Annotated in this window: 10 protein-coding genes, 2 tRNA genes and 1 pseudogene; 7 read left to right on the forward strand and 6 right to left on the reverse strand. The window is 41.4% G+C overall.

Going from position 1 to position 12,700, the window contains the following annotated elements:
* Positions 1 to 88: 88 nt before the first annotated feature.
* Positions 89 to 1,582: pseudogene (locus A4G13_RS02545) on the reverse strand (thiamine pyrophosphate-dependent enzyme); the annotation flags it as partial.
* Positions 1,583 to 1,800: 218 nt separating this feature from the next.
* Between A4G13_RS02545 and A4G13_RS02550 the strand changes: the two are divergent.
* The 4 genes from A4G13_RS02550 to A4G13_RS02565 all read left to right on the forward strand — a co-directional run bounded on the left by A4G13_RS02550 (position 1,801) and on the right by A4G13_RS02565 (position 6,108).
* The gene (locus A4G13_RS02550) at positions 1,801 to 2,490 is read left to right on the forward strand and encodes a pirin family protein (RefSeq protein WP_090654623.1); all 690 of its coding nucleotides are present in this window, start codon (positions 1,801 to 1,803) and stop codon (positions 2,488 to 2,490) included.
* A gap of 72 nt (positions 2,491 to 2,562) precedes the next feature.
* Positions 2,563 to 3,957, forward strand: a complete 1,395-nt coding sequence (locus A4G13_RS02555; protein ID WP_090654624.1) for a glucose/sorbosone family PQQ-dependent dehydrogenase — start codon at positions 2,563 to 2,565, stop codon at positions 3,955 to 3,957.
* 51 nt (positions 3,958 to 4,008) lie between these two features.
* A complete protein-coding gene (locus A4G13_RS02560) occupies positions 4,009 to 4,260 on the forward strand; it encodes a hypothetical protein (protein ID WP_090654626.1) in 252 nt (83 codons plus the stop codon).
* A 36-nt stretch (positions 4,261 to 4,296) separates the two neighbouring features.
* The gene (locus A4G13_RS02565) at positions 4,297 to 6,108 is read left to right on the forward strand and encodes a TonB-dependent receptor family protein (protein ID WP_090654628.1); all 1,812 of its coding nucleotides are present in this window, start codon (positions 4,297 to 4,299) and stop codon (positions 6,106 to 6,108) included.
* Between the two features lie 186 nt (positions 6,109 to 6,294).
* Here A4G13_RS02565 and A4G13_RS02570 read toward each other — a convergent pair.
* From A4G13_RS02570 to dacB, 4 genes are all read right to left on the reverse strand, one after another.
* Positions 6,295 to 6,381 (reverse strand) — tRNA-Leu (locus tag A4G13_RS02570).
* Positions 6,382 to 6,399: 18 nt separating this feature from the next.
* Positions 6,400 to 6,475 (reverse strand) — tRNA-Gly (locus A4G13_RS02575).
* 184 nt (positions 6,476 to 6,659) lie between these two features.
* Positions 6,660 to 7,217, reverse strand: coding sequence for a CDP-diacylglycerol--glycerol-3-phosphate 3-phosphatidyltransferase (gene pgsA / locus A4G13_RS02580; RefSeq protein ID WP_041639677.1), 558 nt, complete (start codon positions 7,215 to 7,217; stop codon positions 6,660 to 6,662).
* Positions 7,218 to 7,388: 171 nt separating this feature from the next.
* Positions 7,389 to 8,816: a serine-type D-Ala-D-Ala carboxypeptidase gene (dacB, locus tag A4G13_RS02585; protein ID WP_090654460.1), complete on the reverse strand. Its 1,428-nt coding sequence runs from the start codon at positions 8,814 to 8,816 to the stop codon at positions 7,389 to 7,391.
* A 175-nt stretch (positions 8,817 to 8,991) separates the two neighbouring features.
* Here dacB and greA point away from each other — a divergent pair, with 175 nt between their 5' ends.
* On the forward strand, positions 8,992 to 9,468 hold the full coding sequence (greA, locus tag A4G13_RS02590) for a transcription elongation factor GreA (protein ID WP_011200138.1): 477 nt from the start codon (positions 8,992 to 8,994) through the stop codon (positions 9,466 to 9,468).
* A 61-nt stretch (positions 9,469 to 9,529) separates the two neighbouring features.
* Here greA and yhbY read toward each other — a convergent pair whose 3' ends face one another.
* A complete protein-coding gene (gene yhbY, locus A4G13_RS02595; protein WP_090654462.1) occupies positions 9,530 to 9,832 on the reverse strand; it encodes a ribosome assembly RNA-binding protein YhbY in 303 nt (100 codons plus the stop codon).
* Between the two features lie 118 nt (positions 9,833 to 9,950).
* Between yhbY and rlmE the strand changes: the two genes are divergently transcribed.
* Together rlmE and ftsH are read left to right on the forward strand one after the other, a co-directional pair.
* On the forward strand, positions 9,951 to 10,577 hold the full coding sequence (gene rlmE / locus A4G13_RS02600) for a 23S rRNA (uridine(2552)-2'-O)-methyltransferase RlmE (protein WP_011200140.1): 627 nt from the start codon (positions 9,951 to 9,953) through the stop codon (positions 10,575 to 10,577).
* Positions 10,578 to 10,706: 129 nt separating this feature from the next.
* Entirely contained in the window at positions 10,707 to 12,602 is a 1,896-nt protein-coding gene (gene ftsH, locus A4G13_RS02605) for an ATP-dependent zinc metalloprotease FtsH (protein WP_041640175.1), read from the forward strand.
* Positions 12,603 to 12,700 lie beyond the last annotated feature (98 nt).

A 12,700-nucleotide genomic window follows, 5' to 3' on the forward strand; every position in this document is an offset into this window, starting at 1 on the left:
AACTTGGACAGATAAATAAACTTAAGTTAAATATTGAGCTCTGTACTGCGCAGGGCCCAAATTTTTTAAACCGGGAATGCGTTCCTGCTTCCGCCACCAAACGATCTGCATACACTTTGCGAGGCGTTGGGTGTTTTTTGATAATGCTGTACATCATCGGTTGAGTGGCTAATGGTTCGTCAGCTTCGTTATGACCGTGGCGACGGTACGAAATCAAATCAATGAAAATATCACGCTTGAACTTGGTGCGATATTCCACTGCCATTCGTGCCGCAAAGGCGACCGCTTCAGGATCATCACCATTCACGTGAATAATTGGCGCCTGAATCATCTTAGCAATATCCGTGCAGAACTCGGTTGAGCGGGTGTCATTCGGGTTTGAAGTGGTAAAGCCGATTTGGTTGTTGATCACAATGCGAATCGTACCGCCCACCGAATAACTTCGGGCATTCGACATATTCAAGGTTTCTTGTACCACTCCTTGCCCAGTAACTGCGGAGTCGCCATGTACGGTAATTGCCAATACTTTACTGTAATCGCTATCGCCTGCTCGCTCTTGTCTCGCACGCACCGAGCAATTACCACCGGACTGACAATTTCTAAATGTGAGGGGTTGAAAGCTAATGCTAAGTGGACACGTTTATCATCCACAGCAAAATCAGAAGAAAAACCTTGGTGATATTTTACATCCCCCGTACGATTTCCTTCAGCGTGTTTACCCGCAAACTCATCAAACAGTTCCGCCGGTTTTTTTACCAAAAACGTTCACTAAGATATTTAAACGTCCACGGTGTGCCATTCCGACTACCACATCTTGCATACCATTACGTGAGGCGTGGCGAATAATCTCCTTCATCATCGGAATAAAAGCATCTGAGCCTTCTAGGGAGAAACGTTTAGCCCCTGGGAATTTCGCACCAAGATAACGTTCCAAACCATCAGCTGCAGTTAATTCTGCTAATAAATTGATTTTTCATCTCGAGTGAAAAGAGGTTTATTCAACACACTTTCCATCTTCGCCTGTAGCCAGTTACGCTGTTCCATATCCTGAACATGCATAAACTCTAAGCCGATGGTGCCGAGATAGGTCTGTTTTAACGCTTCGGCTAATTCAGAGAATTTCATGGTATCTTTGCCGTAAACATATTTACCTACGGTGACGGTTTCATTCAGATCCGCTTCACTAAAGCCGTGATGTTTATAATCTAATTCTGGCACGACTGACGTTTTCCAACGGTAGTAATTGAGAGGGTCTAGATTTGCCTGTGTATAGCCACGGAAATGGTGGGCGTTAATCCAATTGAAGTAAACGGACTTGTCTCGCTGAGGTTTCAGGATCAACGACGGCAACAGCTTCAGGTACATTTTCACGGGCAAGTTTACGGAAATAATCACGTACTTGAGAATGAGGTTGCTCAACCATAGCTGAGCGAGGGAAGGAATCAAAAATTGCTTGCCAAGAAGCATCAACCGATTGCGGATTTTCAAGGTATTGGTCATAAATTTCTTCAACATAGGACTGATTCGAACCACCAAATGGACTGGAAGCCAGCCAATCGTCAAAATTATTGTATTGTTGCATAAAACACCAACCTGTTTGGGCCTAAAAACCGCGCGTATTATACCTGAAATTTTTTTCTAAAAATGTGATGTTTATCAGATTTTAAATTTTATTTATATTTCTATTTTTGCAAAATATTTTCCTAAAATCATATCTTGTTGCAAATTTATCTTCAGTTAAAATGCACACATCGAAAAGCAATCGGGCGTTAGAAAAATTAAATAGAAGGAAAACAAATTATGTTACAAGTAAGAAAAGCAAACGAACGCGGATATGCCAATCACGGCTGGTTAGAGAGTTATCACACATTCTCATTCGCAGATTACTACGATCGCAATCATATGCACTTCTCAGATTTACGCGTAATTAACGAAGATTTGGTTGCACCAACAATGGGTTTCGGCACACACCCACACAAAGATATGGAGATTCTATCTTATGTGTTAAAAGGCACCATTGCACACAAAGACAGTATGGGTAATGTTGAAACCTTTTCAGCTGGCGAATTTCAAATTATGTCAGCAGGTACGGGTGTGTATCACTCGGAATTTAACCCAAGCGAAACGGAAGATTTACACTTCTTGCAAATTTGGATTATGCCGAATGAGTTAGGCATTAAACCCCGCTACGATCAGAAAAAATTTGCCGATAAAGAAGGGGCAACCTTGATTTTATCACCCAACGCAAAAGACGAATCTTTTAAAGTTTACCAAGATATGAAACTCTGGCGTCATCAATACCAAGCGGATCAAGCGGTCGAAATTGAGCTAAATTCTGCAAGAAATTACTGGTTACAAGTGGTTAAAGGCGATTTAACTGTCAATGGTGTTGTACTTTCAACTTTTGATGCGGTGGGAATTCGTGCAGAAGAGTTAGCAAAAATTGAAATATCAAGTGATGCTGAGTTTTTACTTTTTGATTTGAAATAAATTATCGTTTATTGCTATTTATGGTTGGGCGCTTTTTAGCCCAACTATCTATTATTTATTAGGAGAACTTTTATGAAAAAAAACGCACTTGCTCTTGCAATGGGATTTATTTCTTTAACTGCAAGCCAAGCAACCTTTGCAAAAGCAGGAGATATTGTAAATATCGCTGAGCCATTTAAAGCCACTGTGTTGGTTGATGGCTTAGAAAGTCCTTGGGAAATGCTTTGGGGTAAAGATAACCAAATTTGGATCACAGAACGCCAAGGTAAAAACATTGCCACGATCGATCCTAAAACAGGTAAACGCACCATACTTTATACCTTTGAAAACGCCTTTGCTGAACCGCCACACCAAGGGGTATTAGGTTTAACATTTGATCCAGAGTTTTTATCAGGCAAAGGTGATAACTTCCTTTATACTGCTTATACCTATAACGAAGGCGACAACAAATTTGCTCGTATTGTACGTTTAAGCTACGATCCAAAAACGAATAAATTAGCCGATGAATCTATCATTATTGATAAATTACCAGCGAGCAATGATCATAACTCAGGTCGTTTACGCTTTGGGCCCGATGGCAAACTGTATTACACCATCGGTGATATGGGGTATAACCAAGGCACACACGTAGCTAAAGAAATTCTTTCTCAACATTTACCAACAGCAGAACAAGTTGCCAATAAAGATTACTCGCTTTATCCAGGTAAAGTATTACGCTTAAATGTAGATGGTTCGATCCCTGAAGATAACCCTGAATTAAATGGTGTAAAAAGCCACGTTTATGCTTACGGTTTCCGCAATACGCAAGGTTTAGCGTTCGTGGGCGATCGTTTATTTGCCACGGAACAAGGTCCATCAACTGATGATGAATTAAACCTTATCGAGAAAGGTGGCAACTACGGCTGGCCAAATGTTGCGGGTTATAAAGATAACTCTGCTTATGTGTATGCAAACTGGTCAAAAGCACCTAAAGAATTACAAGCGAAATTCGATTCAAACGTGATTCCTAAAGGTGTACCTGTAACGCAAGAAAGCGAATTTACCGCTGAAAACTTTAAAGCACCACAAAAAACCTTCTTTACCGTACCAAACGGCTATAATTTCTCTGATAGCAACTGCGGCGAATTAGCATTCTTATGCTGGCCAACCGTTGCACCATCAAGCGTCGTTTACTATCCGAAAGACGGTAAAATCAAAGAGTGGCAGAATTCATTGCTAATTACCACATTGAAAAACGGCGCAATTTACCGCGTGAAATTAGATGGGGACGCGAAACAAGTGCAAGGTGATTTCAGCAAGCACTTCAAAACCAATAACCGCTATCGCAATGCACTCATCAGCCCTGATACGAGTAAAATCTACGTAGCGACAGATGCTGTTGGTTACGGTATGGGCACAGATAATAAACCAAATACAGAAATGCAAAACAAAGGTGCAATTATCGTATTTGAATACACAGGCAAATAACTACCAAGGGGGCTGTAAAGCTCCCTTATTTTTAACATAAGGATTCTGATAATGAAGAAAACAGCCATTGCTCTTTTAGTGGCGAGTACAAGCTTTAATGTTTTAGCTGATGAAACAACCGCACTCGATGAGATTAAAGTGAATGCGATTCGTAGTGAAATGGATCAATTTAGCTCCCCAGCTTCTATTGATGTGGTAGAAGGCGAGGATGTTCGCAAAAAAAGTGGAATGAATATAAGCTTAAGCGAGGCTTTACAGGGTATTGCAGGAGTAACTGCCGTTGAACGTCATAATTATGCGTAAGATATTAACCTTTCCACACGCGGTTCTCGTGCAAGTGTGCGAGGTGTACGTTTATATGTGGACGGTATTCCTGCCACGATGCCGGATGGTCAAGGTGTGACGACTCACATTGATATGAACTCCCTTGGCAAAATTGAAGTATTAAAAGGTCCATTCTCATCGCTTTATGGGAATTCTTCAGCAGGCGCTATTTTGATTCAAACACAACGTGGACAAAATCCAGCAAGTATCGAAACGATAGTTGATGGTGGTTCAAATGGCACTTGGCATTATGGCTTAAAAGCGCAAGGCGGTGGCGATGGAAAATATGTTCCTGATTATGTGTTAAGTGTGAATCGTTTTACCACAAAAGGTGAGCGAGATCACAGTGCAGCACGTCAAAATCAGGTGAATCTCAAAACCAACTGGACAATGAAAAACGGTGCGGAATTTGGTTTTACCTTTAACCACAACCATATTAAAGCACAAGATCCCGGTTCACTAAGTTATGCGCAATGGAAAGAAAATCGAGATCAAGTTGCAAGCAATATCAGTTTATTCAATGCACGCAAAGAAGTACGCCAAACTCAAGCAGGGATAACTTACCGCCAACAATTGAATGCAAAAAATACCGTAAATTTAACCGCTTATGTGGGGGAACGGCAATTAGAACAATATCTTGCCATTCCACGTATTACTCAAACTCGTAATGCAGGGCACGCTGGCGGTGTAATTGATTTTACGCGTAATTACGCAGGAACGGATGCTTATCTCCAACACGACTTTACACCGAATTTTAACCTGATTTCGGGCGTGGCTTTTGACTATATGCAAGACAGACGCAAAGGTTATGAAAACTTCCTTGGTACGCAAAATGGTGTCAAAGGCAATCTCCGTCGTAATGAAAAAAATAAAGTTTATAACCTCGATCCTTATTTGCAAACAAACTGGACGTTCTTAGACGATTGGACGCTCACCGGCGGATTACGTTATAGCACTACAACCTTTAAATCAAAAGATTATTATTTCAACAATGGTGATGACAGCGGTCGTAAAAAATATGAAAAATGGTTGCCAAGTGTAGGGATTAGCTGGAAAGGCTTAGCCGATACCAATATTTATGCCTCTTATAGCCGTGGATTTGAGACGGGAACATTCTTGGAAATGAGCTATCGCCCTGATGGTGTAGCTGGACTAAATTTTGACCTCAAACCATTAACCACCGATAACTATGAAATCGGTATAAAACGTATTCTAGGTGAAGGCTTGCTAACTGCCGCATTATTCCGTTCAAATAGTAAAGATGACATCATTTCAGCAGGTACATTTGACGGACGCGCGACTTACCGTAACGCAGGTAAAACACGTCGCCAAGGTGCAGAATTAAGCTGGAAAGGCAATCTTTGGGAAGATTTACAAATGACCATTGCCTATAATTACGTGGATGCTCGCTTCCGCGAAACGGTAAGTGACACGATTCGTCAAGGCAACCGCATTGCTGGCGTGGCAAAGCATAATGCTTATGCTTCGCTAGGTTGGTTTGATAAACAAGGCTGGCGTCTAGGCGCAGACGTACGTTATCACGGTAAAGTACAAGTCAATAACGCCAACAGCGAATCGGCACCGAGCTACACTGTGGTGGGTACTTATGCCGGCTATTTATGGGATCAAGCAAACTGGGCTGTGGGTACTTATGCCGGCTATTTATGGGATCAAGCAAACTGGGCTGTGGATACTCACGTGCGTGTGAATAACTTGTTCAATAAGGATTATGCAACGGTGGTGATTAACGATAGTAATGGTCGCTATTATGAACCCGCATTGAAGCGCAATTTTAGTGCTGGGGTGAATATCAAGTATAAATTCTAGGCTAAGGTTTAATTCGACAAATGAGTTGGTTTTTTATTAATAATTAATCAACTCTTTTCATTTAAAAAATCCTTTATAAACATAATTGGCATAGTAGACAAAATGTCTTTTAAGCCCATTTTTATAATGATTTGTCATAAATTCTACAAATTGGAAAGTAACATCTTTAAATAAGATAAGGTATGATGGTGCCCGAGGGCGGACTTGAACCGCCACGACTCGAAAGTCGAGGGATTTTAAATCCCTTGTGTCTACCGATTTCACCACTCGGGCCTATTGAGGCATTTTGTTTGGAGCGGGAAACGAGGCTCGAACTCGCGACCCCGACCTTGGCAAGGTCGTGCTCTACCAACTGAGCTATTCCCGCTTTATTTTGCTACCGGCATTGCCGGTTAACGAGGCACATTTTACGGATTTGTATGTTGATGTCAAACGTTATTTTTGAATAAATTATAGTTTTTTGACTGATTGTTTAAAAATAAGCCAAGTCAAATTATTCTGTTTATTAAAACAACAAAAAAATGAGGTTTTACTTAGTTATTATTAAATTTTTAAGAATTAATTTCTTCTAATAAATAATCTTTTGCCGCTTTTAAATATTGAATCATAGACCAAACCGTAAGAATTGCGGCGATATAAAGTAAAATAATGCCTAATGCTTCCATCCAATATTGATAACGCCATAAAAGGCAACCCAAGGCAAACATTTGCGCGGTTGTTTTCACTTTACCGATCCAGGATACGGCAACAGTCGTACGACTACCGATTTCCGCCATCCATTCACGCAATGCGGAGATAATAATCTCACGGGAAATCATGACGATTGCCGGAATAGTAATCCAGAAAACATGATAATATTCCACAATTAATACCAGCGCCGTTGCAACGATGACTTTATCTGCAACGGGATCCAAAAATGCACCGAATCTGGTGGTTTGTTTCCACTTTCTTGCTAAATAGCCGTCAAACCAGTCGGTAATAGAAGCAACGAAGAAGATTGCGGTAGATAAAAACGCAGACCAGCCAAAAGGCAAATAAAAAGCAATAATCAGGAACGGGATGAGCGCCACCCTAAATAATGTAAGAAATGTCGGAAAATTTAATTTCATAGTCAAGACTGCTACAAAGGAGTAATTAGTGGCTTCATTCTAAAACATATTTTGAGCTTTGAAAAACGGATTTTTATATCTTTAAAAAAGATTTTGAAAATAAAGCCCGCAAAATATGATTTTTCATTTTCGGGCTTTATCGAAAGAATTGATTAGGCTTGATAACGGCTATTAATCGGCATAAAGCGCATTATATAATTTGCTTTCAAATTGGACTAACGGCGCACGTTTTGTTTTATTTTCCAACTCACCGGTGGAATAACCGTTAATGAATTGTACAAAGGCAATACGTTCGCCGCGGGCATTGGTCATAAATCCGGCTAAATTATATACGCCCTTTAACGATCCGGTTTTTGCCAATACGTTTTTTACCAGTGGCGGATTAATTAATGATCCCCGACCGCTGATAGTACCGTCAACACCGGCAACGGGAAAGGAATCCATTAAATGTAACTTGTCTTCGTTACGGGCGATATAATTCAAAGCTTGCAACATTGTATTCGGATCAACCAGATTATGGCGGGAAAGCCCTGACCCATCGGCGATGATGCTGTGCCCGAATTTTATCTTTGCCTGCGTGGAAAGAATACGTTTTAATGCCAATGAACCTAGTTGAAAGGATGCGGGTCGTTTAAACGTATGATAGGCAATGGTACGGAACAACGAATCGGCGATTTGATTATCGGATTTTTTCATCATTTTTTTGATGAGTTCAGGCAGAGGTTTTGATAAATGTTGTGCTAATACCGTGCCTTGTTGAGGTTGATGAGGTTGTTGCACTTGTCCGCTAAATTGAATACCCGCTTGTCTTAATTGACGTTGGACGATTGCCGCCGCATAAGCATCGGTATCCTGCACTGCAAAACTTAACCCGAAAGGTTTGGTTTGGCGGGCGATACAGCCTTTAATCTGATAACGGTTATTATCATGAACTACCGCATCTAATTGACAATAAGGTGCTTCTTCCGCACCGACAACACGAACTTGTCCGAAAACCTGAATAGGGTATTGAGTCGGTACATTGAATTGCACGAATTCACCCACCGATTTATTGGCGTCTAAATTTACATAAAAACAGTTGTTATCTAAATTAACCGCAGCCGGCGGCGAATTAAAGCACATAGTCAAATCGTTCCAAATCCAGCCGGAACCCCGGTCGTGGCTTGCAAAAACAGAGGTATCCAAAATTAAATTACCGTTAATTTGGTTAACGCCCTGTTTTTTTAAGGTGGCGAATAAGCCGTATAATTGACCGGTCGTTAAATCCGGATCGCCGGTAAATTTAACAATCAGATCGCCGTCTAACTGATTATTTTGCACCTTGCCTTGTGTTTGCAAGCTGGTTTCAAAGCGGAACTCATCGCCGAGCGCTAATTTGGCGGCAAGTGCGGTAAAGACTTTTTGCGTACTGGCGGGAAGCATAAAGGTTTGCCCGTTATGATCCGCAATAATTTTATTTTGGTTGATATTTTCGGCGATAAAACCGATGCTTGCCCCTTGCGGAAGTATTTGTGTTAATGGTTGAACATCTATTTGAGCGAATGCAATATTAGAAAATAATAAGCTTGAAGCAAATAGATTTTTAGTAAATTTTGACATAATAGATAAAGTAAAACTGCGGTTATAGTTGCTATTTTTTTTCAGACGAACAATAATAGAGCCCGAAAAAAGATGAGTAAATAACTTTTTCTCTCAATTAACAAATTTTTGATCTAAGCTACGATATTGCCTTTGCCGTATCGTGGTTTTGTTTTGACTTTAAAAAAGGATAATTATGAAGCAAATCCCAATGACAGTACGTGGTGCGGAACTCTTAAAACAAGAATTAGACTTCTTAAAAACAACCCGTCGTCCTGAGATTATTAAAGCTATCGCGGAAGCACGTGAACACGGCGATTTAAAAGAAAATGCGGAATATCATGCGGCCCGTGAACAACAGGGTTTTTGCGAAGGGCGCATTCAAGAAATTGAAAGTAAATTATCAAATTGCCAAATTATCGACGTCACCAAATTGCCGAACAACGGTAAAGTTATTTTTGGTGCAACCGTGGTTTTAGTAAATACCGAAAATGATGACGAAGTGACTTATCAAATCGTCGGTGATGATGAAGCGGATATAAAATCCGGGCTTATCTCGGTAAATTCGCCGATTGCGCGCGGGTTAATCGGTAAAGAAGTGGACGAAACAGTTTCTATTGTCGTTCCCGGCGGCAAAGTAGAATTCGATATTATTGAAGTTAACTATATTTAACGTTTCATTCGTATTCGGACAAAATAAAACTGGCACCTTAAGGTGCCAGTCGCGTCATAGACTATTTTTTAGGCAATTGAATTTTTATATCTTCACTCGGGCGATACAAAACAAGAATATGACCGATTGTTTGTACGGCGCCGGAGCCAGTCTCACGAATAATTGCATCAATGATTAACTGTTTAGTTTCACGATCGGAACTTGCAATTTTCACTTTGATTAGTTCGTGATGGTTCAAGGCGTTGTCGATTTCCGCCAGTACGCCCTCGGTTAACCCATTGTTGCCAAGCATAACAACAGGATTTAAATGATGGGCAAGGCCTTTTAGAAATTGTTTTTGTTTGGTTGATAATGTAATTGACATAGTTAATCCTAAAATGATGAAAAAAGTGCGGTCAAAAAATTGGATTTTTTGATTAAAGCACTTGAACTGAGGAATTCTAACCTTATATTCAGGAAATACCAAAAGATTTATAAGAATTATGGGAAAAAAACGTTCGGCAAGTTCAAGCCGTTGGTTAAATGAACATTTTAAAGATCCATTCGTACAAAAAGCGCATAAACAAAAGTTGCGCTCTCGCGCCTATTTTAAGCTTGACGAAATCCAGCAGTCGGACCGCCTGTTTAAACCGGGCATGACGGTTGTTGATTTAGGTGCGGCGCCGGGCGGTTGGTCGCAATATGTAGTGACGCAAATCGGCGATAAAGGGCGAATTATTGCTTGCGATATTTTAGACATGGATCCTATCGTAGGCGTTGATTTTTTGCAGGGCGATTTTCGCGACGAAAATGTATTGGCTGCGTTATTGGATCGGGTCGGCGAAGATCAGGTCGATGTCGTCATGTCGGATATGGCGCCTAACTTCAGCGGAATGCCTTCGGTGGATATTCCAAGAGCCATGTATCTTGTGGAATTGGCGTTGGATATGTGCAAGCAAGTGCTTGCCAAGAAAGGCAGCTTTGTGGTTAAAGTTTTCCAGGGCGAGGGATTCGATGAATATTTGAGAGAAATCCGCTCGCTGTTTACCACGGTAAAAGTGCGTAAACCTGAGGCATCCCGAGATCGTTCCCGTGAAGTTTACATTGTTGCGACGGGGTATCGCGGTTAGTTTTTTTACAGGTTAAATTTCAAGTGATAGACACCTATTATGCGATTAATAGTTTTGTTTAGCACGGAAAATATAGTAAGCTAAATAACAATTTATTAACTTAAACAACGAGGTCAAACCTTGAACGATATGGTCAAAAACATAATACTTTGGGTGGTTGTTGCAGTCGTAATGATGACGGCATACCAAGGTTTTAGCTCTAGCGCGAACGGTTCGGCGGTAGATTATACAACGTTCGTTACGGATGTCGGAAATAATCAGATTGCCCAAGCCCGTTTTGAAGACACGGAAATTCTTGTCACTAAAACGGACGGCTCAAAATATTCGACGGTTATGCCGATTTATGACGATAAGATTTTGAACGATCTGCTTAACAAAAAAGTGAAAGTAGAAGGCACAATGCCGGAAAAACGCGGATTGTTATCGCAAATTCTCATTTCCTGGTTCCCGATGCTGTTTTTAATCGGCGTGTGGTTATTCTTCATGCGTCAAATGCAAGGTGGCGGCGGCAAAGCCATGAGCTTTGGTAAAAGCCGTGCCAAAATGTTGACGAAAGAGCAGATTAAGACCACGTTTGCCGATGTCGCCGGTTGCGATGAAGCGAAAGAAGAAGTGGGGGAAATCGTTGATTTTCTGCGCGATCCCGGTAAATTCCAGAAATTGGGCGGTAAAATTCCTAAAGGGATTTTAATGGTCGGCCCGCCGGGCACGGGTAAAACCTTAATTGCAAAAGCCATTGCCGGTGAAGCGAAAGTGCCTTTCTTTACCATTTCGGGTTCTGACTTCGTTGAAATGTTCGTGGGTGTCGGTGCTTCTCGTGTGCGCGATATGTTCGAACAGGCCAAGAAAAACGCACCTTGTTTGATTTTTATTGACGAGATTGATGCGGTAGGTCGCCAACGTGGTGCAGGGCTTGGCGGCGGTCATGATGAACGCGAACAAACCCTCAACCAAATGTTAGTTGAAATGGACGGTTTTGAAGGTAACGAAGGGGTAATCGTTATTGCCGCGACAAACCGTCCGGACGTACTGGACCCGGCATTAACTCGTCCTGGTCGTTTTGACCGTCAGGTTGTTGTCGGTTTGCCGGATGTACGCGGTCGTGAGCAGATTTTAAAAGTACATATGCGTAAAGTTCCGATAGGCGCGGATGTGGATGCCATGACTCTTGCGCGCGGTACGCCGGGCTATTCAGGTGCGGATTTAGCCAACTTAGTGAATGAAGCCGCCTTGTTTGCCGCCCGTACTAATAAACGTGTTGTGACAATGCTTGAGTTTGAAAAAGCGAAAGATAAGATCAATATGGGGCCGGAACGCCGCACTATGATCATGACGGATAAACAAAAAGAATCAACGGCTTATCACGAAGCCGGTCATGCGATTGTGGGCTATTTGGTGCCTGAGCATGATCCTGTTCACAAAGTGACGATTATTCCTCGCGGCCGGGCGCTGGGCGTGACCTTCTTCTTACCGGAAGGCGACCAAATCAGTGTGAGCCAAAAACAATTGGAAAGCAAGTTATCCACACTTTATGCCGGACGTTTAGCGGAAGATCTCATTTACGGCGAAGAAAATATTTCAACCGGGGCATCGAACGATATTAAAGTTGCGACCAATATCGCGCGTAATATGGTGACGCAATGGGGTTTCTCAGACAAACTGGGGCCGATTCTTTATACCGAAGATGACGGTGAAGTATTCCTTGGCCGCTCAATGGCTAAAGCGAAGCATATGTCTGATGAAACGGCGCATATTATTGATGAAGAAGTACGTGAGATCGTCGCAAGAAACTACGATCGCGCAAGACAGTTACTAATTGATAATATGGATATTTTGCACGCCATGAAAGATGCGTTAGTAAAATACGAAACCATTGAAGAAATACAAATTAAGCAATTAATGAATCGTGAAGCGGTGACACCGCCGGCAGGTTGGGAAGATCATTCGAGTGCGGATAATTCTTCTTCAAATACGGCTGAAACGGAGCCTTCGGAAAATGAAACCGAAGAAAACTCAGTAAACTAATTGTATGAATATAAAGCCTTTTTAGTGAAAAACTAAAAAGGCTTTTTTGTTATTTGTAATATTTGGCATATAATTACACCGCATCACTAAGGTGAGGA

The sequence above is a fragment of the Basfia succiniciproducens genome (assembly GCF_011455875.1).
Lineage (GTDB): Bacteria > Pseudomonadota > Gammaproteobacteria > Enterobacterales > Pasteurellaceae > Basfia > Basfia succiniciproducens.

Coding starts and splice junctions, on each gene's coding strand:
- A4G13_RS02550 (WP_090654623.1), top strand. CDS start 1,801: ATGTTACAAGTAAGAAAAGCAAACGAACGCGGATATGCCAATCACGGC.
- A4G13_RS02555 (WP_090654624.1), top strand. CDS start 2,563: ATGAAAAAAAACGCACTTGCTCTTGCAATGGGATTTATTTCTTTAACT.
- A4G13_RS02560 (WP_090654626.1), top strand. CDS start 4,009: ATGAAGAAAACAGCCATTGCTCTTTTAGTGGCGAGTACAAGCTTTAAT.
- pgsA (WP_041639677.1), bottom strand. CDS start 7,217: ATGAAATTAAATTTTCCGACATTTCTTACATTATTTAGGGTGGCGCTC.
- dacB (WP_090654460.1), bottom strand. CDS start 8,816: ATGTCAAAATTTACTAAAAATCTATTTGCTTCAAGCTTATTATTTTCT.
- greA (WP_011200138.1), top strand. CDS start 8,992: ATGAAGCAAATCCCAATGACAGTACGTGGTGCGGAACTCTTAAAACAA.
- yhbY (WP_090654462.1), bottom strand. CDS start 9,832: ATGTCAATTACATTATCAACCAAACAAAAACAATTTCTAAAAGGCCTT.
- rlmE (WP_011200140.1), top strand. CDS start 9,951: ATGGGAAAAAAACGTTCGGCAAGTTCAAGCCGTTGGTTAAATGAACAT.
- ftsH (WP_041640175.1), top strand. CDS start 10,707: ATGGTCAAAAACATAATACTTTGGGTGGTTGTTGCAGTCGTAATGATG.